18 protein-coding genes and 1 tRNA gene are annotated in these 26996 nt (G+C 44.6%); 8 read left to right on the forward strand and 11 right to left on the reverse strand.

Features of this window, described 5'->3' with window-relative positions:
• Positions 1-61: 61 nt before the first annotated feature.
• Positions 62-4525 (forward strand): fibronectin type III domain-containing protein, encoded by a 4464-nt coding sequence (locus tag KUV50_RS08085; protein WP_222579616.1) that lies wholly within the window; start codon positions 62-64, stop codon positions 4523-4525.
• Here the strand turns inward: KUV50_RS08085 and KUV50_RS08090 are convergent, their stop codons facing one another.
• Positions 4526-4936 carry a PIN domain-containing protein gene (locus KUV50_RS08090; protein ID WP_222579617.1) on the reverse strand — a complete coding sequence of 137 codons (411 nt, stop codon included), beginning with the start codon at positions 4934-4936 and terminating at the stop codon, positions 4526-4528.
• Between the two features lie 15 nt (positions 4937-4951).
• Positions 4952-5143, reverse strand: a complete 192-nt coding sequence (locus KUV50_RS08095; RefSeq protein ID WP_222579618.1) for a type II toxin-antitoxin system VapB family antitoxin — start codon at positions 5141-5143, stop codon at positions 4952-4954.
• Between the two features lie 152 nt (positions 5144-5295).
• Here KUV50_RS08095 and KUV50_RS08100 point away from each other — a divergent pair, with 152 nt between their 5' ends.
• The 3 genes from KUV50_RS08100 (at position 5296) to KUV50_RS08110 (ending at position 11378) form a co-directional block, all read left to right on the forward strand.
• Positions 5296-7626 carry a PSD1 and planctomycete cytochrome C domain-containing protein gene (locus KUV50_RS08100; protein ID WP_222579619.1) on the forward strand — a complete coding sequence of 777 codons (2331 nt, stop codon included), beginning with the start codon at positions 5296-5298 and terminating at the stop codon, positions 7624-7626.
• Between the two features lie 4 nt (positions 7627-7630).
• Positions 7631-9085, forward strand: a complete 1455-nt coding sequence (locus tag KUV50_RS08105; protein WP_222579620.1) for a DUF1501 domain-containing protein — start codon at positions 7631-7633, stop codon at positions 9083-9085.
• Positions 9086-9221: 136 nt separating this feature from the next.
• Complete coding sequence (locus tag KUV50_RS08110) at positions 9222-11378, forward strand: chitobiase/beta-hexosaminidase C-terminal domain-containing protein (RefSeq protein WP_222579621.1); 2157 nt, start codon at positions 9222-9224, stop codon at positions 11376-11378.
• A gap of 8 nt (positions 11379-11386) precedes the next feature.
• On the opposite strand, the gene KUV50_RS08115 is transcribed toward KUV50_RS08110, so the two are convergent.
• The 5 genes from KUV50_RS08115 to thrS all read right to left on the reverse strand — a co-directional run bounded on the left by KUV50_RS08115 (position 11387) and on the right by thrS (position 14874).
• The gene (locus KUV50_RS08115; RefSeq protein ID WP_222579622.1) at positions 11387-11668 is read right to left on the reverse strand and encodes a DUF86 domain-containing protein; all 282 of its coding nucleotides are present in this window, start codon (positions 11666-11668) and stop codon (positions 11387-11389) included.
• A gap of 50 nt (positions 11669-11718) precedes the next feature.
• A complete protein-coding gene (locus tag KUV50_RS08120; protein WP_222579623.1) occupies positions 11719-12021 on the reverse strand; it encodes a nucleotidyltransferase family protein in 303 nt (100 codons plus the stop codon).
• 103 nt (positions 12022-12124) lie between these two features.
• On the reverse strand, positions 12125-12268 hold the full coding sequence (locus KUV50_RS08125) for a DUF4926 domain-containing protein (protein WP_222579624.1): 144 nt from the start codon (positions 12266-12268) through the stop codon (positions 12125-12127).
• A 170-nt stretch (positions 12269-12438) separates the two neighbouring features.
• Positions 12439-12696, reverse strand: a complete 258-nt coding sequence (locus KUV50_RS08130) for a type II toxin-antitoxin system ParD family antitoxin (protein WP_222579625.1) — start codon at positions 12694-12696, stop codon at positions 12439-12441.
• Between the two features lie 246 nt (positions 12697-12942).
• The gene (thrS, locus tag KUV50_RS08135) at positions 12943-14874 is read right to left on the reverse strand and encodes a threonine--tRNA ligase (protein ID WP_222579626.1); all 1932 of its coding nucleotides are present in this window, start codon (positions 14872-14874) and stop codon (positions 12943-12945) included.
• 362 nt (positions 14875-15236) lie between these two features.
• On the opposite strand from thrS, the gene KUV50_RS08140 reads away from it, so the two are divergent.
• The 3 genes from KUV50_RS08140 to KUV50_RS08150 all read left to right on the forward strand — a co-directional run bounded on the left by KUV50_RS08140 (position 15237) and on the right by KUV50_RS08150 (position 22488).
• Positions 15237-17996, forward strand: a complete 2760-nt coding sequence (locus tag KUV50_RS08140) for a TonB-dependent receptor (protein ID WP_222579627.1) — start codon at positions 15237-15239, stop codon at positions 17994-17996.
• 30 nt (positions 17997-18026) lie between these two features.
• Positions 18027-19382 (forward strand): ATP-binding cassette domain-containing protein, encoded by a 1356-nt coding sequence (locus tag KUV50_RS08145; protein ID WP_222579628.1) that lies wholly within the window; start codon positions 18027-18029, stop codon positions 19380-19382.
• A 337-nt stretch (positions 19383-19719) separates the two neighbouring features.
• Positions 19720-22488, forward strand: coding sequence for an outer membrane beta-barrel protein (locus tag KUV50_RS08150; protein WP_222579629.1), 2769 nt, complete (start codon positions 19720-19722; stop codon positions 22486-22488).
• Positions 22489-22627: 139 nt separating this feature from the next.
• Here the strand turns inward: KUV50_RS08150 and KUV50_RS08155 are convergent, their stop codons facing one another.
• The 4 genes from KUV50_RS08155 to KUV50_RS08170 all read right to left on the reverse strand — a co-directional run bounded on the left by KUV50_RS08155 (position 22628) and on the right by KUV50_RS08170 (position 25938).
• A complete protein-coding gene (locus tag KUV50_RS08155) occupies positions 22628-24325 on the reverse strand; it encodes a GMC oxidoreductase (RefSeq protein WP_222579630.1) in 1698 nt (565 codons plus the stop codon).
• A 43-nt stretch (positions 24326-24368) separates the two neighbouring features.
• Positions 24369-24911 (reverse strand): gluconate 2-dehydrogenase subunit 3 family protein, encoded by a 543-nt coding sequence (locus tag KUV50_RS08160; protein WP_222579631.1) that lies wholly within the window; start codon positions 24909-24911, stop codon positions 24369-24371.
• Positions 24912-25120: 209 nt separating this feature from the next.
• A complete protein-coding gene (locus tag KUV50_RS08165; protein WP_410000031.1) occupies positions 25121-25630 on the reverse strand; it encodes a methylated-DNA--[protein]-cysteine S-methyltransferase in 510 nt (169 codons plus the stop codon).
• Between the two features lie 235 nt (positions 25631-25865).
• Positions 25866-25938, reverse strand: a tRNA-Phe gene (locus KUV50_RS08170).
• 191 nt (positions 25939-26129) lie between these two features.
• Here KUV50_RS08170 and KUV50_RS08175 point away from each other — a divergent pair.
• Positions 26130-26981 carry a hypothetical protein gene (locus KUV50_RS08175; RefSeq protein ID WP_222579633.1) on the forward strand — a complete coding sequence of 284 codons (852 nt, stop codon included), beginning with the start codon at positions 26130-26132 and terminating at the stop codon, positions 26979-26981.
• Positions 26982-26996 lie beyond the last annotated feature (15 nt).

The following is a 26996-nucleotide window of genomic DNA, read 5'->3' on the forward strand; positions in this document are numbered from 1 at the left end:
AAAACCCCCTTTAATTTTACCTGTAGGAATAAATCTCATTCCCTGGTAAAATACCAAAACCATGAAAAATTTATCCACCCAATATCTGAATCAAGTTAGATTGGTAGCACTGGTTAGCTTCCTCAGTTTGACAACTTTGCATTCCCAGCAAACCATCACAAATACCTGGACCAGTGGAGATCTTCCAATGGATTACGCATCTACTATTTCTGCTTATGTATATAATGCGGCTTGCACGGAAGAACTGACCTTAACTCTGCCTACAGGAGATTTCTACAGAGTGACGGGAGTCGATATCACATATGACATTGAGGCAGTAGGAAATGGTTATAAGTCCGAACAAAGATCACGAATCCTTTTTTCGAACAACGATGTATCAGAAAGCTGGACCAATGGAAGTGGTTATGAGTCGGGCACCTATCACTACAACCGGACAAATGTCTCCATCGCCAATGGAGTCTATCCGGGTGGAACTGATCTCATCTTCGAACTGCAAGCTTTTAGAACTTACAGCTCAACTTTCGGTGATTATTGTAACATGACGGATCAAAAAATACTCAACAACACCTGGTCCATAACCGTACACTTCGAAGCAAGTGAGCCCATCACCTGCCCCGCTCCGGATAACTTATCGGTTGAAAATATGACCACCACTTCAGCCGACTTTTCCTGGGATGAAACAGCTTCAGCTACGGAGTGGGAGGTCAAATATGGGGCTCCGGGATTTGATCCGGAATCAGCAGGTACTTCTATTTCCGGACTATCGAATAAATCCACCACTATTTCAGGTCTGTCAGCGGGCACAAGCTATGACACCTATGTCCGCGCTGTGTGTGGGACAGATGATCTCAGCAGTTGGTCCGGACCGGAGAGCTTCACCACCGCCTTCGAACCCATCGCCAACGATGCCTGCAGTGGTGCCATCACGATATCGGCCGGGGATACGAAAACCGGCACCACGCAGGGAGCTACGACGACTCACACCGATTGCAACTCGGGGAAAGAGGTGTGGTACACCTTCACCGGCACAGGCAGCGCTATCGAAATAGATCTTGTGTCCGACCTTGACAATGTGATGGTGCTTTATAAAGGGAACTGTGGTAGTTTGTCGGAAATACAATGTGTGGACAATATTTTTCCTGGAGGCGGTGAGAATTTTACGTTGAACAGTGTCAACAATCAGACATATTTCCTAACCATAGGTTCCTATGAGGATTCATACTATCCGGCTTTTATGGGTTCCTACACGCTCAGTCTCTCAGAAGGTTGTGGCGTGGTCAGCAACTTACAAGCACCTGCATATCCCGATGCCCATAGTGTCACGCTCTCGTGGGACGGTCCTGCATCGGATGCGGAGTATCAGATCCAATACGGAGTCGATAATACCCCGTTTTCTTTTGATGCTGATGAAACCATAAATAATATTTCCAAGAATAGTTATACTATTACAGGCTTGAGCCCCAATACCTCCTACGATGTCCGAATCCGTACCGTTTGCGGTGGAGGGGAATACAGCACCTGGACCACCTGGGGTTTCACCACACGACAACAAACCATAAACAATGATCTCTGCAGTGATGCAGTAACTGTCACCTGCGGAAACACCTACGAAGATCAGCCTCTAAGTGGTGCGACTGCCCAAAATTCCATTGTGTTTGACCATTGCACCAGCAACATTCCGGGCGTTTGGTATAAATATACCCCTTCTGGCACTTCTGACCAGGATGTAAAATTGACCTTTAATGACTTTGACCCTAGAACCACAGGATTGGGTGTTCGACTAAGGGTGTCCGTGGTCAGCGGTACCAATTGCTCAATAGATGAATTTGTATCGTGTTTTGAAATAAACAGATACTACCCGTATAATGCCTTTACAGCCCATCCGGGAGAGACTTACTACATTTATGTGGCTTCCATAAATCTTAACGATTACAACAACGTAAGCTTTGACATGGAGGTCTCCTGTGGCTCCTATTCATCGGACAGCTACCATGATGTATGTGATGATCCTGGAATCCTGGAATGCGACGATACCGACACTGGCAATACCGATAATGCCACCGATAATGTGGATGATCCGGAAACCAATATCGGTCGTGGTAATTGGCATACATTTACAGGAGATGGGAAAAATGCAACGATCACCATCGAGTCTTATGAAAACATAGACTTCAACGGGCATCTGGCTTCCGGAAGTTGTTCTTCCCTGACCAAGGTAGCCAGTCTCAACAGCGTTGGTGATGAAGATTATACCTTCACGACCACCGCTGGCTCGACCTACTATCTGTATGTGGGGGCTGCAGGAAATCATTCCTATGAAACAGGGCCCTATAGTGTGTCCCTGACCTGCTCTGATTGTGATCCGATCGCTATACCTACTTTGTCGGATCTCCCCGGCAAAACGGTTTATCTGGATGATGAGGGTTCGGCCAGTATTACGGTCGAAGAACTGGCACCTGGCCTCCAAACCATCTGTAGTGTAGCTTCCGTCACAGCGTCTCCACTTACTTTTGACTGTAATGATGTAGGAACGCCAGTGGATGTCGCCTTTACCGTAACAGACCTCAGTGGAAATAAGAATGAAGGTACAATCCGTGTGACGGTTGTCAATAATATGAATCCAGAACCTAAATGTGAAGACATCACCATCAATCTGGATAATACTGGCAATGCTTCACTATCAATACCTGATGTAGACCGAGGTGTTGATCACAACTGCATTATAGAAGGTGTAAGTTTAAGTAAATACTCATTCACGCGGGATGATTTGGGAGAGAATGCGGTGACACTGACCATGACAGATCTCTATGGGAATAAAGGTACTTGTACCTCTACTGTTACTGTCGTGGAGAACAGACCTCCGGAAGCAAAGTGTAAAGATTTTGTCCTCGAATTGGACGCTTCAGGAATCGGCACACTTGATGTGAGTGATATTGATAATGGAAGCACGGATTTCGAGAATGACATTGTCACTACTACCTTGAGTAAAACCAGTTTTAATTGTTCGAATATAGGCTTCAATACGGTGACACTTACTGTTGCAGATAGCCATGGTAATTCCAGCACGTGCACTTCCAAGGTAACTGTAGTAGACAATACAACGCCCCGTTTTATCTCTACACCTCAGACACCGGTTCTGGTCAACGATGAAGGAGACATTCCGGATCCATTTCCGGTGACATATTCTGATAATTGTTCCGCAGATATGACCTACATTGAAAATCAGACTGCAACCGGATGCGGGTATCAACTCAAAAGGACCTGGACCATCACGGATCAGTCGGGGCATGAAGATCATTTTTCGCAGACCATCGTGTTTGACGGAAGTTTGCAAAAGGACATAGAGCCGGTAGCCGTGCATATGAGCGGACTACACTCGGGAGACACGTTGCATGTGGAAAAATGCATTCCTTACGACATCTCTCCCGACGATCTAAATGCCGGAAAGGACCCCAATGCTCGTATTAAAACGAACATATACCGGCTGCCTTTACCGGAACATCATGAACGAGGCATGTATGCTTTTTACCAGTACAGCTACATCGTTACCGACCATTGTGACAATTCGAACCGATATGATTATTACCTGGCCTTATTCGACCTTTCCCCACCGGTATTTAGGAATTTTCCTCGCGATATTGCCATAGCTAATAAGGATGATGTACCTCCGGTACCGCAAGAAGTGCGGTCCATTGATATTTGTCAATACGTGAAATGGGATACGGTGGTGACCTTTGCAGTAACTGACCCCCATTCGATGGACACCCTGGCCTTCGTTCGCCGGTGGATCGCCGAAGATCAATCCGGGAGTCTGGGATATCGCGATCAGTTTATCAACATTGATGGGACCCAACGTCATGATTTTGGCACCATTTCGCTGAGAATAGGTCAAAAAGAAGATATCAGCCGGAGCCACTTCCAGGAAAATGCGGGAACCAATGGAATTCAGGTTCATTTACTCCGCTATAATGATGACAATGAACTTGAAGCAGTTGATTCTATGGTGACGGACACCTGGAATGGCCTGCTTGGGAATGCGGTATTCACACCACTGCCAGAAGGAACTTTCCGGTTAAGAATTGATTTGCCCGATGGATATTCTGTTTTACCGGGGCCGGATTCTCTTTTCGCACAAAACGGATGGTCAGACACCCTACAAGTGGGATCTGATTCAATAACAAACCTGGGAATGATTACGCTGATCAACCAACCGCCGGATACAGACACAATACTTGATCTAAGCAAAGAGAAAAACTTTTTCGTCATGGAAACAGCAACCACAAAGTCAAAACCAGCTGCAATCCTTTTTCCAAACCCTACGAATGGCCGGTTCACCATTCAAACGGAGTCAAAGCGGCCGCTCCGGTTTTACCTTCGGGATATATCGGGAAGACCGGTCAGAAAAGGTATTATAGAAGACAGATTGGAGATAGATATCAGTTCGCGTCCTCAGGGTATTTATACCATTCAGCTGGTGAGTGATGATCAGGTTATTGAAACAAAAAAAGTAGTGTTGGTGGAGTGATTATGAAGCTAGATTCTGATCTTTAAAAATACGAAGTGGAAAATATTTCGAAATCTGATCAAAATCACGATCCCGATACCATAAGGGTATATCAAAATGTAGAGCATACCAGGCAATCAGACAATCGTTGCTTTTTCTGATGGTTACCCCCTTTTCACGTAGTCGACGATAAATCTCTGCCGCTCCTATCGCTGCTTTATATGCATCACATTCGAGTCGGTTCAGTCCATCGGTCGTATTTCTTATTTTAAGATACTTGATATCAGTTGATGTTCCTTGAAGGATTTCCTGGAGGATTGTGGGACAAATGCATAATTTATCCTCAATTATCATTTGGTATTTTAGTTTCATATCTAAACTATCTTCTCCATTGAAGTAAGGAATCCAAATGGATGTATCACTCAATACCATTTTAATTATTTGAGGTTATACAGATCTCATAGCATCTAAATCGCCCTCCCACTTCACCTTTCCTTTCAAATTAGCAAGTTCTTTCAGCTTCAATTTCCGAACATATTCTTCCAGGGCTGCATTTACTGCTGCTTTCTTCGTTTTGTAATTTGTCTTTTTAAGTATCTCATTTAATAAATCATCATCAATATCAATGTTCGTTCTCATATTTACCTGTTTAGATCATTACACCACATAACGCATATTTTTACACAAAGGTTTCTAAGTTTTGCCCTTTTTTGATAAAGCTAAGAAATGTAGTATATTTAAGCCATTGTGAAATCTATAACTCACTTTTACCAAAAAGTTTACATAAAACAATGAGGTCGTTTTTACAGAAGAAACACATGCTGGCTATTAGTCTTCTGACTGGAATAATATTATTTCAATGTCAAGATGAACCCACCGTAGTGACCGATGCGAAAGTTCCTGACGTGGTGGATTTCAACTTTCATGTAAAGCCCATCCTTTCCGACCGGTGCTTTAGCTGTCATGGCCCGGATGAAACAGATCGTCAGGCGGGCTTGCGACTTGATATAGAAGCGAATGCCCTGGCAGCGTTACAGGATCAGCCCGGGAAATACGCTATTGTGCCGGGAGATTCAAAGAACAGTGAATTGGTGCGGCATATAATGAGTGATGACCCCAATGTGACAATGCCACCGCCTGAGTCCGGGCTTAAACTTACAGAAACCGAGAAACAAATCCTAAAGAAATGGATCGATCAGGGTGCCGAGTACGAAGAACACTGGGCATTTATTCCCCCGGAAAAATCACCGCTGCCTGACCTGAACGACAAAGAATGGCCGCGCAATGAGATCGATTATTTCACTCGTTCCACCATGCAGAGCAAGGGTTTGTCACCTTCGGAAGAAGCCGACCCGTCTCGATTGCTCCATCGGCTATTTGTAGATGTGACCGGCCTTCCTCCGGACATAGAAACAATCAATCAATACAAGGAAGGTTTCACGGAAGAAAGCTATGAAGCTCTGGTCGATGAATTGCTTGACCGCCCCGGATATGGTGAAAAAATGGCGCTGTACTGGATGGATGCCGCCCGGTATGCCGACTCCTATGGCTATCAGGACGACGAAATGCGGTCCCAGTGGCCCTGGCGAGACTGGGTGATCCATGCTTTCAATGAGAACATGCCTTATGATCAGTTTTTGGAGTGGCAGCTGGCCGGAGACTTAATGCCGGATGCATCCAAGGAGCAGATACTGGCTACCGGTTTTAATCGCAACCACAAAATCACCGAAGAAGGAGGGGTGATCCAAGAGGAATATCGGGTAACTTACGTGATTGACAAGACGAATACCTACAGTACCAGTGTGCTCGGGATCACCATGGAATGCGCACAATGTCACGATCACCGGTATGACCCCTTTTCTCAGAAAGATTACTTCCAGCTGTACGGATTTTTCAATAACACGCCGGAAGTCGGTCTCGAAGGAGATGTCACTCAATCCAAGCCTTCAAAATTCCCGAAAATATTCATTTCTCAAAACGAAATCGACAGTCTGCTGACCTTTATCAACGCACCAGACACCAATGTCGTCACCGCCTCGGTGATGGGCGATCTGCAGGACAGTGTTCGCCAGACCTATATTCTGAATCGGGGTTTGTATGACCAACCCGGAGAACCCGTGGAACCAGAAGCCCCGGAAGCGGTCATGGCATTTGATACAGAGAAATACCCAAAAAACCGGCTCGGCCTGGCCGAATGGACCATCGACCGACAAAATCCTTTAACAGCCCGGGTATTTGTCAATCTGATTTGGTCTAAGATCTTTGGAAGAGGCATTGTAGCTACCGTAGAAGATTTTGGCAATCAGGGTGATTTACCAACGCATCCGGAATTACTGGACTGGTTGGCTGTCGATTTTATGGATCACGATTGGGACGTAAAAAGACTCGTGAAGCAAATGGTTATGTCCACCACGTACCGTCAGTCATCCAAGATGAATACAAAAAGTGCCGCACTGGATCCCCAAAATGTGTACCTGGCCCGCATGAGCAGAAGCCGGATGTCCGCCGAAATCATCCGAGATCATGTCCTCGCCAGCAGTGGATTGATCAATCGGCAAATCGGTGGTCCCAGTTATAAACCCTATCAGCCCGAGGGGATCTGGGAAGTAACCAGTTCCGGTCGGGGCAGCCTCAAAAACTATATACAGGATCACGGGGATGAAATCTATCGTCGTGGAATGTATGTATTTATAAAACTCACCGTCCCGCCACCCAATATGTTGATTTTTGACGCCAGCAACCGCGATCAATGTGAACTCGGACGCGCCACCACTAATACTCCGTTGCAGGCACTGGTGATGATGAATGACCCCATCATCATGGAAGGGTCCAGAGTCCTCAGCCAGAAATTATTAAGTGAAAATACTGATATCGGCAATGTACTGGAGAAGGCTTTTGTCCGGGTTTTATGCCGTTATCCGGACGCCAAGGAATCTGAAGTCCTGCTAGATTATTATCAGGAAGAATTTGAGCGATATACTGCGGCACCGCAAGAAGCCGCCCGGTTTATCCAGGTAGGGGAGTATCCGAAAGATGAAGAACTAGATCCCATCCAGCACGCAGCACTGATGTCTTCCATCCATCTGCTGTACAATCTGGAGGAAGCCATCACCAAAACATAATATTATGAATGACCCAGAAATAAAAGAATCACGACTACGTATAAATCGACGGCATTTCCTGTCAAAAATGAGTGTCGGCATCGGTAGCGCCGCTTTGGGATCACTTTTGATTCCGGATCTCTTCAAAGGAGGTGGGACAGAAGAAGCACTCAGTGCTGCATTGCCCCACTTCGCACCCAAAGCCAAAAGAGTCATTTATCTTTTTCAAAGCGGAGCGCCTTCCCAGCTTGAATCTTTCGATTACAAGCCCACCTTGAACAAACGCATGGGCGAAGATCTTCCGCCATCGATTCGCGATGGACAGCGACTTACTGGTATGACAGCCAATCAGGAAAAATTTCCACTCGTGGGTTCGTACTACGACTTTAAGCAATATGGCGAATCGGGTGCCTGGGTAAGCGATTTGTTTCCACATACGGCTAAGATTGTCGATGAACTTTGCATTATCCGCAGCCTGCATACTGAGGCGATAAACCACGATCCCGCTATCACCTTTTTCCAGACCGGCGCACAACAGGGGAACCGCCCAAGCATGGGCGCCTGGCTGAGCTATGGCCTGGGCAGTGAGAATAAAAACCTACCGACTTTTTGCGTGCTGGTTTCGAAAGGAGATGGAAATGGTCAGGGGGTTTATTCAAAACTCTGGACCAACGGATTTTTGGATTCCGTCCATCAAGGGGTGCAGTTTTCTTCCGGACATGACCCCGTCCTGTACCTGAGCAATCCCGACGGCACCGATTTCAAGTCACGGCGTAATATGCTGGACAAATTATCGGAATTGAACACACATCAATATGATCAGATTGAAGATCCGGAAATCACCGCCAAAATCAAGCAATACGAAATGGCTTACCGCATGCAGACTTCTGTGCCCGAAGTTACTGACCTCTCCAAAGAACCGGATCATATTATCAAAATGTACGGACCAGATTGCCTGGTTCCAGGCACCTACGCTGCAAATTGCTTGCTGGCGCGGAAATTGGCCGAAAATGGAGTCCGGTTCGTTCAGTTGTACCACCAAGGCTGGGATCAACACGGAAATTTACCCCGGGAAATGGCAGGTCAGGCCAAAGATACCGATCAAGCATCAGCTGCCTTGGTCATGGACCTCAAGCAACGCGGCATGCTGGATGACACGCTGGTCGTATGGGGAGGCGAATTTGGCCGAACCAACTATTGCCAGGGAAAACTCACCGCCGATAGTTACGGCCGGGATCATCATCCGCGAGCCTTCTCGGTCTGGATGGCCGGCGGAGGGATTAAGCCGGGGGTGGTTCATGGAGCGACCGACGAGTTCGGCTACAACATTGTCAAAGACCCGGTCCATATTCACGATTTCCACGCCACTATACTTGATGTTCTGGGGCTTAACCATGAAAAACTAACGTATAAATATCAGGGCCGACGATTGCGGCTCACCGATGTGGGCGGGAAAGTGGTTAATAAAATCATTGCGTGAAATTGGTTATTCGTTATTATGTTATGTGTTACTATGTCAACGAAGAGAACTCAACAACTCAACAATTCAACAACTCAATACTTCGACTCCGCTCAGCACATCGCCTTTACCTTGACCTCAACCTTAACCTCAATTAATGCAGAAAAATAAACTGTGGCGGATACTGGGAATGGTCAATTTTGGTCTGGATGTATTTATCCTCTTTTTCCTGATAGCGGCCGACTGGATTGTAATTCCCAGGCTTTTACAGGTATTTGGACGGGCACATCCAATGGTTTTGCACTTCCCGGTGGTTTTTATCTTTCTGCTGCCGATCATTCCATGGGTGTTGTCTTCTTTATCACTGGATAAAAAAAATAGCCGGCAATTCATGGGACATTATATCATTCTGGCCCATTTTTTATGCGCGATCACGGTCCTGTTTGGACTCATTTTATCCATAGAAGGTGGTTATACCGGAGAAGAAGTCAGCTATCATAAATGGGGTGGTGTGATTTTACTCTTTCTGCTCATGGTCCTGGAGAACAGTTGGTATTGGCCGGTGATGGAGCGACGAAAAATGAGATTGGCACTTTTTATACCCATGGTTGTACTGGTCATTACTAGCCATATCGGTGCCGGGATCACCCATGGACGTGATTTTCTCACGGAGCCGATCCTAAAGAAAAAAACTAAAAAGGTCCCCCTGGCCGAAGCGGTCGTATTTCGTGATGTGATCCACCCTATCCTGGATCAAAAATGCATGAACTGTCATAACGCTACGAAATCAAAAGGTGAGCTGATCCTGAAAGACAGCACCTCCATTCTCAATGGTGGGGAAGGCGGCCCGGTAATTATTGCAGAAGACCGGTTGGAAAGCCCGCTTCTACAGCGCCTGTTACTCGACATTGATCACGACGACCACATGCCACCCAAAGGCAAGCCCCAACTCACCCAGGAAGAAGTATTGGTTATCCGGGAATGGATCAAAAAGGACAATTTATTTGATCTGCATTTTAATGAACTGGAACCCACGGACACCCTGGCGATCCTGATCGAAGAGACCTACCATTACGATGATGAACCGGTATACACCATGGATGCCGCGAATGAAGCAGACATACGATCACTCAATGATGACTACCGGTTGCTCGTTCCCATCGCTGAAAAATCGCCGGCTTTGTATGCGCGGTTTTTAAGTGCCTCACACTTTCAACCGGAGTATTTTGCGGCGCTAGCTAAAACTCAAGAACAAATCGTAGACCTGCATGCCGGGTACATGCCCGTGACAGATGAAGACCTTCTGGTTTTGGAAAACTTCAAAAACCTCCAGGTACTCAATCTCAATGGAACAGCGATTACGGATAAGGGGCTGAACGTCCTCCACAATCTTCGAAATTTACAAAAGCTATACCTCGCTGAAACCAGCGTTTCCCTGGAGGGTGTGCAAAATCTGCTCGAAGTGAATCCGATAAAAAAGATCTACCTATGGGACACCGGCGTAGACTCCAGCCAGATGGTCACGCTCAGACAGGACCACCCCATGACAGAGATTGTCGGCATATCCAATCCTTTCGGCAATAAAATCATTGCGCTGAATCCACCACAAGTGAAACCCGCCGACCCATTCTTTCAGACCGCCACCACGGTCACCGTAAATCATCCGATACCGCAGGTAAAGATCCACTATACAACAGACGGAAGTCCACCAGACAGCCTCACCTCCCCGCTTTATGAACAACCACTGGACATTGATGGTGACACGGAATTTCGCTTTCAGGCCTTTAAAAAAGGTTGGCTGAGCAGTCCGGTCATCGACCGATCGTATTACAGCAGCAAACATACTCCGGATTCGATCTGGTTCGTCACCGAACCCAATCCAAGATATGCCGGACAGGGTCCATCTACCTTGATTAATTTCAAAACCGGGGAAAAGCCCCATGAAGACAAGAACTATCTCGGGTATCGAGAAAAGGATGCCGTTATTGGTACACGGTTTGATGACCCCGTCACACTGGAAAAAGTAGTCATCAGCGGTCTCTCCAAGACCAATTCATATATCTTCCCTCCCAGCCGTATTGACGTGGAAGTCAGGAATAAACAGGGGAAGTGGGTGAAAATTGGAACCACGGTGCCGGATCAACCGGCCTTTGAGATCGGCTATGAAAAGTACTTTTTCACGGTTCCGCTGGAGCAAAAGATCAAAACAAATGCGATAAAAGTAACGGTGCATCCCGTGCAGAATTTACCAAATTGGCATCCCGCCAAAGGAGATAAAGGGTGGGTGTTTTTGGATGAGGTGCTGTTTCAGTGAGTACTGCTTTAGCCGATAAGTGTTTTGAGTATTTTTTTGATCTCTTTTCGTAAAGCTGGAATTTTGTTTTTCAGGATATCCCATACAATCCGGTAATTAACTCCCGCATAATTATGTATAAGTCGATCTCTCATTCCGGCCATTTCTCTCCATTGAACCTTTGGATTGGAACGTTTTATTTCAGGCTCAATTTTCTTCGTTGCCTCTCCGATTATTTCCAGACTTCTAACTACTGCTCTTTTGAGCGTTTCATCTTGTATCAATTGTTCGTAGGTCAATCCGTTTTTCACAAGACCTGAAAGATAATTGCATTCATTAAGGATGTGCCGAAGTAATTCATTTATTTAACAAACTCAACTTCTTGTAAAATCTTAGGCCCTATGTACGGACTCAATCCATTGTGTGTAACTATATCAATTTTCCGGGGAGAAAAAATTTCTTCAAATAAATCATACAACTTGAACAAGTTATCATAATGTTCCATCGCCGGGTTAAAAACAATAAATAAATCAATATCGCTATTATCACCTTCCTCCCCGCGAACATATGAACCAAATAGCCCAATTTTTTCGACGCCAAGATCCGATATCTTCGTTTTTTCCTTCTTCAGGGTGTTAATTATATTTTCTTTATCCACTTTCATATCAGTAATAACTTCTATTTTTAAAAAACAGTTCCGGATAGTTCTGTTCTCAATGAAAATACTTTGTCCACTTCAAACTTCAACGACATCAGTTCATCCGTATTTATGCCAAACTGGTCATTGTACGTCCCTTTTTATCAGCAAACTCGACCTCAAAGGTGCGATCATCCAGTTCTTCCACGATGGTACCTACTTGACCTCTGGCTAATTTTTCTTCCGGTATATCTTGCAATAAGGCTATACCCAACACGCTTGATTTTAGCCGATTTCTAAATGAGAAAATAGCGACTATCTTCGTTGAAAATACTCGCCAGAACCCCGGCTATGCCTGCGTTTTTCGCCTCGCTATTCACCATTTTCTCTGACTTATCTTATCGGCCAAACCAAAACGTCCCGGGTATACTACATCGAGGTGTTTTAATGGTGTATTTTGATCCCATGTTTTTTATGTAGTTCATCCAATAACACTTCAGGTTTGAAGTCCAGAATAAATCCACTATCCTCCCCTTCTTTCAGAGCATTACTCAATGCAATCCTTTTATTCTCCTCTTCTTCAAGAAGTCCTAATCCGGCCTGAATAACTTCATCAGCTGAATTATACGAACCATTATTTATGGATTTAGTAATGAATTCTTCAAAGTGCTTGTCCAGTGAAATAGTCTTTTTCGTTTCCATTTTGAATTTTTTTGCATTTTTTCTATATCCACCCTCGTACCACCCTAAATCCTTATAGCTGTAAACAAGTTCCAGATTTTGATTTATTCTACTACTTTACAAGTAGCCCCAGTATTGAGATATCTAGTGTGCCGAATTCTAAGTGCCTACCGCGGTATTGTTACTAAGGCTTCCCGCAAATCACACAGATTAAAATGAGTTCTTCCGTTTTAAAGTGAAAGACAACCGCCTGGGGCGGGTCTTTCTCTACACCCCGCGCTCCTTCTCTACCTCAAAAAATGCAATAAATTCATCAATCGACATCGTGCCTTTATCGCCATCTCCCTGGATCCGGACAGACACTGATCCGGCCTTTTCTTCATCTTCACCAACTATAAGAATCAACGGAATTTTCTGAACTTCAGCATCCCGGATCCGGCGGCCAATGGTCTCATTCCGGTCGTCGACTTCACCGGTGATGTCCGCCTGAGCAAGCCGTGTCTTCACTTGATACGCATAGTCATTGAAAGGTTCAGACACCGGCACGATCACATACTGATCCGGAGCCAGCCACAACGGGAACTTACCGGCGGTGTGCTCAATCAGGATGGACATAAACCGCTCCATACTCCCAAAGGGCGCCCGGTGAATCATTACCGGTTGGTGGGGCTTGTTGTCCGCACCGATGTATTCTAGTTCAAAACGCTCGGGCAGGGTGTAATCCACCTGGATGGTCCCCAGCTGCCACGAACGACCGATGGCATCCTTGATCATAAAATCCAGCTTCGGTCCATAAAAAGCAGCTTCTCCGATCTCCTTTGTGGCCCGAAGTCCTGATTCTTCGACGGCTTCGATTATAGCCTGTTCAGCTTTGTCCCAGGTCTCGGAAGTCCCCAGGTACTTTTCCGGGGTGTCCGGATCCCGCAAAGAAATCTGCGCTGTAAAATCTTCAAACCCCATTTTGTCGAGCACAGTTTTTGTCAGATCCAGTACGTCAAGAAATTCCCCCTTTAACTGCTCGGGCATGCAGAAGATGTGCGCATCATCCTGGGTAAATCCACGCACCCGTGAAAGTCCGTGCAACTCGCCGCTTTGCTCATACCGGTATACGGTTCCAAACTCCGCTATCCGAACCGGCAATTCCCGGTAGGAGTGCGGTCGGTGCTTGTATATCTCACAGTGATGCGGACAGTTCATAGGCTTCAGTAGAAATTCTTCGTTCTCACGAGGGGTCTGGATCGGCTGAAAACTATCCTGTCCATACTTCGCATAATGTCCGGAAGTCACATAAAGCTCTTTTTTGCCAATGTGTGGGGTCACCACCATTTTATATCCGCGTTTTTCCTGCTCATCTTTCAAAAACTTTTGCAAGCGCTCCCGGACTGCTTGACCTTTGGGCAACCAGATGGGTAAACCCGCCCCGACCTTTTCAGAAAACATAAAAAGCTCCAGTTCTGCGCCCAGCTTCCGGTGATCGCGCTTCTTCGCTTCTTCCACCATGGCCAGGTACTGCTTCAATTCCTTTTGCTTTGGAAAAGTGATTCCATAAATCCGGGTTAACATCTTCCGGTTTTCGTCACCCCGCCAATAAGCACCAGCCAGATTAGTCAATTTAATTGCTTTGATGATTCCGGTGTGTGGGATATGTGGCCCCCGACATAGGTCTGTAAACTCGCCTTGGGTATAGAAAGTGATTTCACCGTCTTCGAGCTCGTCAATCAACTCCAACTTATACTCGTCACCTTTTTTTGTAAAGTGCTCAATCGCTTCCGATTTGCTCACCGCCCGGCGCTCAAAAGTGTTTTTCTGACGTGCCAGCTCCGTCATTTTCTTTTCGATCTTATCCAGGTCTTCTGGTCCCAACTGTCGATCACCCAAATCGACGTCATAATAAAAACCCTGATCAACCGGTGGACCAATCCCGAATTTCACGCCCGGGTACAGTGTTTCCAACGCTTCCGCCAGCAGATGAGCCGACGAATGCCAGAATGCCGACTTCCCCTGATCATCGTTCCAGGTGTAAAGAACAATCCGTGCATCCTCTTCGATGGGACGACCCGGATCCCAGACGACGCCGTTCACACCTACAGACAAAACATTTCGAGCCAGTCCCTCACTGATGGATTGAGCTACTTGCATTCCAGTCGTGCCGGATTCATAGGATTTTATCGTCCCATCAGGGAAAGTGATGTTGATCATGATATTGTGCTAATTCATTGTTTATTAAAATCGAAAGTACAAAAGTACTATTTGATCTCCAATTGTGAAAGAACCCACTTGGAAACGTTCTGCAGTTATCTAAATCACCAAGCTTATGTTAAGCGTTCAGATGGGTGACTTCCCCATACATCCATGAAAAACACTGCTTAATTTATTCATGCACAACAGAACCAATACCCAACGATAAATCACCCAATACCTCATTCATTCAAAAAACCATACGACCCGTCACTTTTTATGTAAAAAATTTTTGTTAATAAACACATTCATCTTTTTTTTTAGACGATATTAACGTATTTTTACGTTATCATTGCAAGCGCTTCATACTCAAACACAAACGGATGATCAAACATGTAATCCCAATTTTAATTTTAATTTTTAGTGCCAGCCAGATCGGTTTGACTCAGAAACAGGGTAGTGTAACCGGACAATTGTCCGATGAAAATGACCAGCCACTCCCTTTTGCAACAGTCACGATCTACAAAGCCGTGGATACGGTACTCCTGGATTACATACTCAGCGAAGATGACGGTTCCTTCCAGTTCAAAAAACTTCCTCTTGACGACACGCTGAGAATCATTGTTTCTTATCTCGGCTATATGCCCTATAAAGAAGATTTTAAACTTACCGATAATACCAAAACAAAAGAATTTGGGGCCATCAAAATGACAGCTACCTCGCAGACTCTGGATGAAATATTAGTTCAAGCTGAGCGTCCTCCGGTGGTCATGCACAATGACACACTGGAATTCAACGCTTCTTCATTCGCCACAAGAGACGGAGCCACCGTAGAAGACCTTGTCAAAAAGTTACCTGGGGTAATCGTAGACAATGAAGGAAACATTACCGCCAATGGAAGACCCGTCACCAAAGTACGCGTAGATGGCAAGGATTTTTTCGGCGGTGATCCACGGGTCGCTCTACGGAATCTAACCAGTGATATGATCAGTAAAGTACAGATCACCGACGACCGGGAGGAGGATCCACAAAACCTCAAAGCAGACGATGAGGTCAGTCAAATTTTGAACCTGAAACTAAAAGAAGATGCTAAAATTCAAGCCTTCGGCAAGGCATACGCAGGTAAGGGTACCAACGACCGGTTTGAAGTAGGAGGCATCGTAAATAATTTCGATGACACCCTGCAGCTAAGTTTTGTCGGCTACTACAACAACCTCACCGAAACCAACCTGTCCATGCACGAAATGCTTAGCCTCGGCAGCTTTAGCGCGAATAGAAGTTGGGGCGGGAACGGGCCAACGATTAACGGGCTGTCGACGGGGGGATCCCGGGCAGGCCTTCCACGTTCTTTATTCGGAGGAGCCAATGCGAATGCGACTTTTGGCGGAGCCAAATTCAATCTTCAATATTTTTATTCCAATTATAAAAATGAATTTGGCAATCAGACCTTCAAAGAGACCACGGTGCGGCCTGATTCTGTATTCATATTCAACTCTGATAATGAAGGAGAATCAACCAGCCGGGGCCACAATGTGACCGGTGGCCTTCGTTGGGAAATTGATACCATGACTCAACTAAATATCAATGCAGGACTCACCTACGCCAAGGGGACACGGCCCTCCACAAATACTGAAACTTCGGCATTCAATGAAAAGGATAACATCATTCAGAATTTCATTACTGAAGAGGATCCACATTCGTCCAATATCAATATCAACACCCGTCTTTATTTTAACAAAAAACTCAATAGCGAGGGACGTAATGTCGGCCTGAATTCTTCCTTTACCACACGAAAAGAAGACAATGATCTACTATCCAATTTTGAACGGGTGTATTTCCCAAATGCCATCGATTCCGCCGTTTACTTTGATCAGCTGCGCACAAGGTATGAAAACAACCAAAACTTTTCCTTTAATTTGAAATATACAGAGCCGCTGCTTTCAAATACTTTTGTCGATTTGTCTGCGGAATACAAATCCGGCCTGCGCAATAATAACATCAAGACCCAACAGCAATATCCGACAGACCAGGATTGGACGGTCATAGATAACCTGTCCAATGACTTCGAACGAAAAGAAAACGAAATGGGGGCTTCAGCCGGCATTCGTTATCAGAAAAAAAAGGTACAAGTCAATTTCAGCCTCAAATACGACCACCTCAATTTCAACAATTATTTCAGCGAAGAGTACGCCACCTTTGATGAAAACTACCGATTTTTCAGTCCAAATCTGAGGATTGTTCTGGATGGTTGGCGGTTCAATTACCGGTACGACTACGATCTACCCGACATCAACCAGTTGCATCCCATTACCGATAATACGAACCCACTCTATATCCGTGAAGGCAATCCCGATCTTACACCGACCCGGGACCACAGACTTTATTTATCAAAATTTCAGTACTCGGGCAAATGGAAATACCGCATTTACTTCAGTGGTGGTTTTAGCGATGAAAGTATCATCAACACCACTTATATTGACAAGAATGGTGTGACCTTTTCCAAACCGGTCAACTATGAAGGAAGCTCCATGGATCTATATGGGGGCCCGGGCATCAACCGAACTTTTGAAATGGAAAATCAAAAGCTCAGCGTCGATCTGGATGTGTACATGAATTTTAATACCGACCCTTTTTCTGTCAACGGGCAGGAAGGTACGTCACGTCGGAGAAGTATGGGGGTAAGCACACGTTTAAATTACAACCTGAACGAGGTATTAGATTTTTCGCCCCGGTACCACATGGGGTTCAGCAAGACCACATATGAAAATGTCGACTATCCAGAAATAAAAACACCGGCTCATTACTTGTCCGGAAATTTGACGATTCACCTCCCCTGGGCCATGGAGTTTCAGAATGACGTCACCTATCAGTACATACCCGTGACAGCTCCAGGTTACAGAAACAGCAGAACCATGTGGAATGCTGCACTTAATAAGAAAGTACTTTCCAGTAAGAAGCTGACCATCCGACTGTCCGCTTTTGATCTCCTCGATCAGAATATTAGTTTTTACCGGTATGCCCGATACAATACTGTAAACACTTTTCAAGAAAAGACATTAAAGCGGTATTTTATGCTATCCGTGATTTATGATTTTCGGAAGAGTGGGGGCAATAACAGAAGGGGACCGGTCATGGTACATTAGTCGGTTGCAATCCATTCAAAAAAGCTTGATATGGTTCATAACGACATAGTGGATGCGATACTTTCAGGTAAAAATCACCGGATATTTTGCATTTATGGTGAACACATCCAGGAAACAAAGCTGCTAGATGACATCCATGAATATTTAAAAAGGCTTTCAAATCCACCGGGTAGATCTTTTGAAAAGATCACTATACTGGGATCCAGAGCTCATTACATCGAAAGACACCAGCACCAAGGACTCTTTTTCCAACAACGGTATCAATCATCCTATAACGAATGGGGAGAAACCGTACAACATCGTTTGCGAGCCCGGGGTGTCACCATTGATGATCTAGAATGGGACCAGTGGAAAAAATGGTTTGAACTGGAGGAAATATGGGAAAAACCACTATTGCAATTGTCTTCCGGAGAGTGGCAACGGTTTTCGCTCTGCTACGGTTTAATAAACCGACCGGAAATATTAATCGTACCCGATCTGCTGAACGGTCTCGACCAGGAATGGCAGCATAAAATATTTGATCGCATCGTAGGCCCCATCCACTATACTGGTCTACTTATCTTTTCTTCCGACGTTCCGGCTAAGCATCCTGCAGTGCAAAATATCTCCATGGGGTCATCGGGTGGAATACCATCAACAGCAATTCCGGAATTCCCAACTTCACTGTTTGATGCCTACCACGAATATCAATCCAAATTTCTATCCGCATCCACCGGGCCTGTCCAAATACGAATGGAGGGTGTAAATATCACATATGGGGAAGTACAGATTTTAAAAGAAATCCACTGGCACGTGCAGAAAGGGAATAAATGGAATATTCAAGGTCCAAACGGGGCTGGAAAAAGTTCGCTGGTTAGTCTCATTAATGCCGACAACCCGCAGGGATACAGTCAACCCATTCAGTTATTCGGACAAAAATATGGTCGGCAATCGATCTGGGAAAAAAAGGCACGCATCGCTTATTTTGGATCGGACTTTTTCCAATATTTCCGTTCGTCTAAAACGCTGGAGGACGTGGTTCACCAGCAATTAAAAACCCCCTATCTGAAAACGATCCAACCATCGATGTTTTTGATCGACGGGTTCTTAACACATTTTGGGCTGGCACCTTACCGGCGAACACCCTATTCCAGAATATCCAAAACACACCGCCGGCAATTATTGCTTCTACTCAGCTACCTGAAAAGTAGTGAAATACTGCTGCTCGATGAACCTTACCAGGATCTCAGTCACCATCAGATCAAATTAAACAACCATTTTCTGGAAACCGTCCAACCTAGCTCTTCTCAAACCGTAATCTTTGTAACCCACAGAGCAGACCACAAACCCAACTTTTTAAACAAGGTCTTAAAGCTTAAAGAAGGAAGGATCTTGAATACAATCTAACATTAGGTGCACCCATTTGTCCAGGTTTGGATGCACTCTTCCATCTATCCGAATCCGCTTTTGGAGAACAGTTTTGGCGATGTTCCGATTCCATTCATTTTCCAGCATAAATTTCCGAATTATATGTAAAATGACGTGTTCACCTATTAGAATTGGTTGTTTACCGAATATACTTAAGAAAGCACAACAAATTACACCATATTGCCTTTGATTAAAGTAATGCCAGGATTGTGATCGTAGCACATAAATGAATGGAATTGAATTGTCATTCTTTTTTATCCACTGTGGCCACCTTGTTTCTGAATTAAATAATGTTCTGCTATTAAAGCGATTTACCATGACCAGATTTTTTACTTCACTAATTCTAATCTTTGTTTTTACCATCTCCGCCTTCGCCCAAAAAAATGGTGAAACTACAGGTATATTGCTGGGTGACGAAGAAACACCTTTACCATTCGCTACGGTATCCGTATATACGGCCATGGACACTGCATTGATTGATTACGTATTAACTGAAGATGATGGTTCTTTCCTAATTAAAAAACTGCCACTCAATACCACATTACGCATTATCATATCTTACCTGGGGTACGAACCGGTAAAAGAAGACTTTGAACTATCCGAAAACGGCGCTATCAAAGATTTTGGCACGATAGAAATGACTTCGACCTCCCAGACCCTTGACGAAATCCTGGTCCTCGGGGAACGTCCACCCATTATGATGAAAAATGACACGCTGGAATTCAATGCCGGATCATTTACCACGCGGGATGGTGCTACCGTTGAAGATTTGATTAAAAAATTACCGGGTGTGGTGGTAGACAACCAGGGAAACATTACAGCGAATGGTCGCGCTGTCACCAAGGTTCGTGTAGACGGGAAAGATTTTTTCGGGGGTGATCCCCGAATTGCCTTGAGAAACCTCACGAGCGATATGATCGACAAAGTACAGATTACCGACGACCGGGAAGAAGATCCTCAGCAGCTTCTGGCCGACGATGAAGTGGATCAGGTCATCAACCTTAAGCTCAAGAAAGATGCCAAAATCAAAGCCTTTGGGAAAGCGTATGCCGGAGGCGGAACCGAAGACCGGTATGAGGTAGGAGGAATTGTCAATTCGTTCCGAGATACCTTCCAACTAAGTATGGTAGGTTATTACAATAATCTGTCGCAGACCAACCTTTCGATGAACGAAATGCTGAGCCTGGGAAGTTTTGTTACCAACCGCCGAGGATATTGGGGCGGTGGCGGAATCGATGGGATTCAATTTGGTGCAGGCGGGTCAGGGTATCCAACCTCTTTATTGGGCGGAGCAAACGCCAATGCCACTTTTGGCGGCGCGAAAATGAACCTGCAATACTTTTACTCCAACAACACGCTGGAGTTTGGATCAAAAACATTTAAGGAACAGACAATCAGACCCGATTCCGTGTTTTTTTACGATTCACAAAACGAAGGAAATTCGAAAAACCAGGGACACAATGTTACAGGTGGTCTGCGGTGGGAGATCGATACGATGACCCAATTGAACTTTAATATCGGCCTGAATTATTCACACGGAGAGCGGCCTTCCTTCAATGAAGAGACTTCTGCTTTTAATGATAAGGACAATATTCTGCAAAATTTTGTGACCACTGAAGATCCTTCTTCCGCCAACCTGGGCTTAAATACGCGGGTGTATTTCAACAAAAAATTAAATGATGATGGTCGGAATATCAGTTTCCGCTCGTCTTTTTCAAAAAGCAAAAACGACAACGATTTATTTTCAAACTTTGAGCGGACCTATTTTCAAAATGCGATTGATTCCGTGGTTTACTTTGATCAGCTGCGTACGAGTTATTCAGACAATCAAAGTTTTGAGGTCAACTTACGTTACACAGAGCCCATTGCCGAAAATTGGTTTATCGACCTGGAAGCGGAATATGAACCCAGTTCGCGCATTAATAACATCGAAACCAGACAACAGTATCAGCAGGATCCGGATTGGTCCCTTATTGATAATCTTTCCAATGACTTTAGCCGGAATGAACAGGAGATGGAACTGGGGACCGGCATCCGATACCAAAAGGACAAAGTACAGGTCAATCTAAGCGTGGAATATGATATTCTAAATTATACCAATAAGTTCGGTGATGAAATTCCTGATTTTAACGAAAATTATCGTTTTTTCACCCCGCGTTTAAGAGTAGTACTCGATGGGTGGCGGTTGTTCTATCGGTACAGTTACAATACGCCAGACATCAGCCAGCTACACCCCATTACCAACAACACCAACCCGCTTTATATCCGGGAAGGCAACCCGAATCTTACCCCCGTGCGTTCACATGGTATGTATGTTTCGAAGTTCTCCTATGCACGAAAATGGAAGTACCGACTCTATATGAGTGGAAACTACAGGGGAGACAACATTATTAATACCTCCCGGGTCGACGAAAGCGGAGTGACTTATTCCCGCCCCATCAATTTCAAAGCACCCTCCTATAATCTTCGGGGAGGATCAGGAATCAACCGAACTTTTGAATTGGAGAATCAAAAAATCAGTGTCGATTTTGATCTCAATGCAAACATAGGATCCGGCCCCTTCTTTATCAACGGACAGGAGGGCATTTCCAACAATACGGGGCTAGGAGGTGGATTATCTGTCAATTACAATTTCCACGACATCATTGACTTCTCCCCAAAATACAATCTTGATTACAATCACAACACCTATGAAAAGGTCGATTACCGGGATGTGAATATTTTCAATCACAGAGTTTCCGGAGATTTTACGTTGTACTTACCATGGAATATGGAATTTCAGAATGATCTCACCTACCGGTACATTCCCCAAACCACACCTGGCTTCCGTAAAAGTAGTTTTATATGGCATGCGGCGCTGAATAAAAAGATTCTCGCCAGCAAAAAGATCACCTTGCGGTTGAGCGCTTATGATATCCTGGATCAAAACATTAATTTTTACCGGTATGTCAACTTCAACAATATCGTAGACGGTCAGCAAAAGACGTTATCCCGATATCTGCTATTTTCTGTCATTTACGATTTCAGAGACACAGGGAAAGGATCTCGTGGTGGTGGAAGACCGGGCGGTGGTCGACGACATTGAGGTCAGGTCCAGACTCTTCGGTTTTCTTCATGGTAGTGGAAGACGAATAACTACGTGATTCTGTAAGGATCTTTCTGCACCCACCAATGGACCAACGAGGAAAGCTGAAAAGCTCAAAGTGATAGAGATCGCAAACTTATCACAAGTTTTGCTTATTCAGTTCCTTCACCGCATGATCACAAGCTCGTGCCGTAAAAGCCATGTAGGTCAATGATGGATTCTGACAAGCCGACGATGGCATAAAAGAGCCATCCGTAATAAAGACATTTTTTGCCTCATGCATTTGATTCCACTTATTGAGGACTGATGTTTTCGGATCCCGCCCCATGCGAGCCGTCCCCATCTCATGAATACAATGACCTGGAGGCGGCATGCTATCATAACCGTTAACATTCTTTGCCCCTGCGGCTTCCAACATATCAATGGCACTTTGCTTCATGTCTTTTCGCATTGCCATTTCATTTTCTTTAAATTCACAATCGATATCCAGCGTGGGAAGCCCCCATTTATCTTTTTTATCGTGATTAAGCGTGGCTTTATTTTCATAGTAGGGCAGGTGTTCACCCCAGGAGCCGATCCCGATACCCCATTGTCCAGGCTCTGTTTTTGATGCTTTGAACTCTGCGCCAACGCCTGCTGCTCCACCGATGCCCCGGCCGCGGTGGCTACCGCCCTGATAACCAAACCCACGCACATAATCGTCACGCATCGAGTCCGGACTGATGTTTCGAAACCGGGGTATATAGATACCATTCGGCCGTCGTCCATAGTAATATTTATCTTCGAATCCATCAATCTGACCAGAAGCTCCTACACCAAAATGGTGGTCCATCAGATTATGACCGACCTGTTCACTACTATTTCCAAATCCATTGGGAAAAACATCAGATGTGCTATTTAAAAGAATCCAGGTGGTCCCCAGTGTTGAGGCATTGAGAAATACAATATTTGCATAATATTCCTGGGTTTCATTGGTTTCTGCATCCAGGATTCGCACACCGGTTGCTCGCTTTTTATCCTTATCATAGAGGATTTCTGTAACGATCGAAAATGGCCGCAGCGTTAGGTTTCCTGTTCGCTGAGCTGCTGGCAGGGTTGCTGAATTACTACTAAAGTACCCGCCAAACGGACACCCCCGGGCACACAGATTCCGGTATTGACATGGTCCCCGGCCTTCGACGTTTTGTGTAAGATTCGCAACCCGGCCAATGGTAATTACCCGGCCATCCATTTTTTCTTTCACCCGATCCGCCACATGTTTTTCCACACAGGTCATGTCCATGGGAGGTATAAAATGACTGTCTGGCAACTGAGGAAGGTTTTCTTTTCTCCCGGACACACCCGCGAACTTTTCTACATAGGTATACCAATCCTTGATATCATCGTAACGAACCGGCCAGTCCACGCCATGTCCATCTTTGGCATTTGCTTCAAAATCCATTGGAGATAGCCGGTAAACCTGACGTCCCCACATCAGAGATCTTCCGCCAACGTGATAACCCCGCAGCCAGTTAAAAGGCTTAACCTCTGTATAGGGATTTTCTTTATCATTCACCCAGAAGTGTTCTGTAGCTTCATCAAATGCATAGCACCGGCTTTGAATGGGATAATTTTCTTTGACTTCCAAGGTATCCCGACCGCGGTGGGGCAACTCCCAGGGATCCTTTGTAGCTGTAGTGTAATCTTTGATGTGCTCTACGTTCCGCCCCCGCTCCAAAAGAATGGTTTTCAGCCCTTCTTCACACAATTCCTTGGCAGCCCAACCCCCACTTATCCCAGAACCAACCACGATGGCATCGTAGGTGTTTTCCTGCTGTGCTTTATTATTGATATTCATAATCGTTCACTGTTTTCAGATTAAATTTTAGATGGAGCTAATTTTACGCCCAGGCTTTTTGTCCCGGCTTCAGATCGATACACCCTTCATAGCGTCCGGGGACTTTTACATAATTTAAGGCCGCTGTCATCCCAGGCTCAGAAGTAAAGTAACCAAACAAAGTAAGTTCTTTGATGATTTTATATCCTTCATGCTTTTTCTTGTCTTCTTCACTGGCTTCACCATATACCATTGCATCTATATCTTTGATCGCCTGAATCTGATCCGCTGAAGATTTATCATCGAAGTCCGACCCGATCTCAGCCAAAAAAGAGGTTACTTTTTCCCGCGCTTCTTTGGGATAACAATCCTCCAACATCATCACTACAAAGGGTCCAGTGTTGGCTGCAGCTGCACCCGGTGTATCTGTCTCTGGTAGAATAACCTCACCGATAGCATTGAGTGTATCTGAATCATTTTGCGAAAATTTACCAGGTTCCGGATGTGGATCCGATTGACAACTTTGCTGAAAAACCAACAAGGTTGATGCACTGAGGCTGGCACCCATTATCGTGGCGACTTTCTTCATAGCTTCACGTCGTTTCATAGGATCTGATTTGAATTAAAACATTTAATAATTTATACGATCAATCCTGTTTACACCTCCAGATTCATCATCTACTCCTCAAAATACGTAATTCGATGTAAACTTCCTAACCACTTCAAAACAAAGCGTTATAACCCGCATTCAAATCAGACTAAAAGAAAGAAATTTCAGCAAGCTATTCTTCATAATCAAGTGCAAAATTTTTCGATTCAGACCTGACTTTCTTGGAACAGATCACCTTGAAATGCATAATGCCCCGGATTTTCATGCTGTAGGAGTTGACGTTTTATGTTTTTCCCATATGCATATCCGGTCAGTCGTCCATTTTTGCCAATGACCCGATGACAAGGAACTACGATGGCCAAGGGGTTATGAGAACTTGCATTGCCCACTGCTCTGGCCGACTTGGGATTATCCAAAAACTGGGCGATTTCACTGTAAGTTCTTGTTTTACCATAAGGGATCACACATAAAACCCGCCAGACTTTGATAAAAAATTCTGAATGACCCCGGAAATCCAAAGGGAACCGGAAGTTTTCCAATTCGCCTTGAAAATACTGGTCCAGTTGTTCTACGATCGGGGTGAGTAAAGGATCGTAACCCAGCTCTGATTCCTTAGCAGCCTCATCGGTGAGTATATGTAAAAAGCGGAGACCATGGTTATTGCTTTCCATTTTTACAATTCCTACCGGAGTTGATATGATGCCGCGGTTGATCATCTGATAAAAATAGCAAAATTTTAATATATAAATGTATGGCAACGATATTTATATCACACTTTCCGAATATTAAAACAGTTTGATGACTGGTTCTTATACGATCAAATTCTATTGTTAATCCATATCAAAAGGAAACATTTCAAGAAGGGAGACCATTCGAGCAACTTAAGAAAGGGTTTTGCATTAACGTAAATAAAAAAAGAGCTGTGAAGTTGACTTCACAGCTCTCTTGATGTGGTACCTCCAGGAATCGAACCAGGGACACCAGGATTTTCAGTCCTGTGCTCTACCAACTGAGCTAAGGTACCTCCTTGTCTTTTGAAAAGACAAAATTTATTATTAACAATATTTCTTTCTTTACTTTGGTTTAAAGGAAGAAATCGAGTTCTTACATGGATGGAAAAACAATATAGATCTTTATCTATTTTTATTCATCCGAAACGCAAAGGTAATCTCTTTTTTCAGTTCAACAAAAAAATTATTCACTAAAAAGTTTCTGATGAAAAATCCTTCCATTCTCTTATTAGCACTTATGGTTCTTATTGCCGTTCTTGGGTTTGGAGTTTACGCATACTGGGCATCCACATTGGGGCTGATACTTTTATTTTTTGGAGTGATGGCCGGCGGGAGTATTCTTATCTTTAAAAAAGAAATCAACCTTTGGATTCACAAAAAAACCGGACGACTGCTCAGTGAAAAAGAAATTCAATACCTCAACGAAAATTTTCCCTTGCTGAAGTACATTCCAGTTGACCAAAAATCACAATTCTTTCAAAAAGTTAATTTTTTCCGGCTGGACAAAGAAATAATCAGTCAGGACCCGAAAGAACGGGTTTACCATCCGGCCGTTCTACTGTGTGGTGCCTATGCAGCTTATTTTGACATCAATAGCAAGCGCACTGCTGTTCCATTCCCTTCTATTCCCGTGTATGTATTTTATGGTCACCCTTTCCCATCCCCTCAGTTTCCAAAAATGCTGCACATTACAGAATTTTTCGAGGAAGATGGGGCCATGTTATTTTCGGTCCCACATATGATGAAGGGAAACGAAGACCCGACCCGGTTCTTAAATATTGTACTCTATGAAAGTGCGCGCGTCAGAATGAACGGACTATTCGACTCTGTCGATTTCCCGAGCTTGCGCAAGCTGTGTTCTCATGGAGGATACACGATCGACAAGTTGGAGGAGTATCTCGGTCTCAGTCAGGAAAACATCCACACAAAAGCCCTGGCTGTAACCCTTTTTTTTGCTGACAAGAAACGGTTTGCATCTGCTTTTCCCCGGTTGGCAGATCTTTTTCAGCAGGAGTTTATATACAGTACGGAGGAAAAAACAATCCCAGTCAAATAAGAACATGGTACACAA

The organism is Membranihabitans marinus (assembly GCF_019802045.1).
Classification (GTDB): Bacteria; Bacteroidota; Bacteroidia; order Chitinophagales; family Saprospiraceae; genus Membranihabitans; species Membranihabitans marinus_A.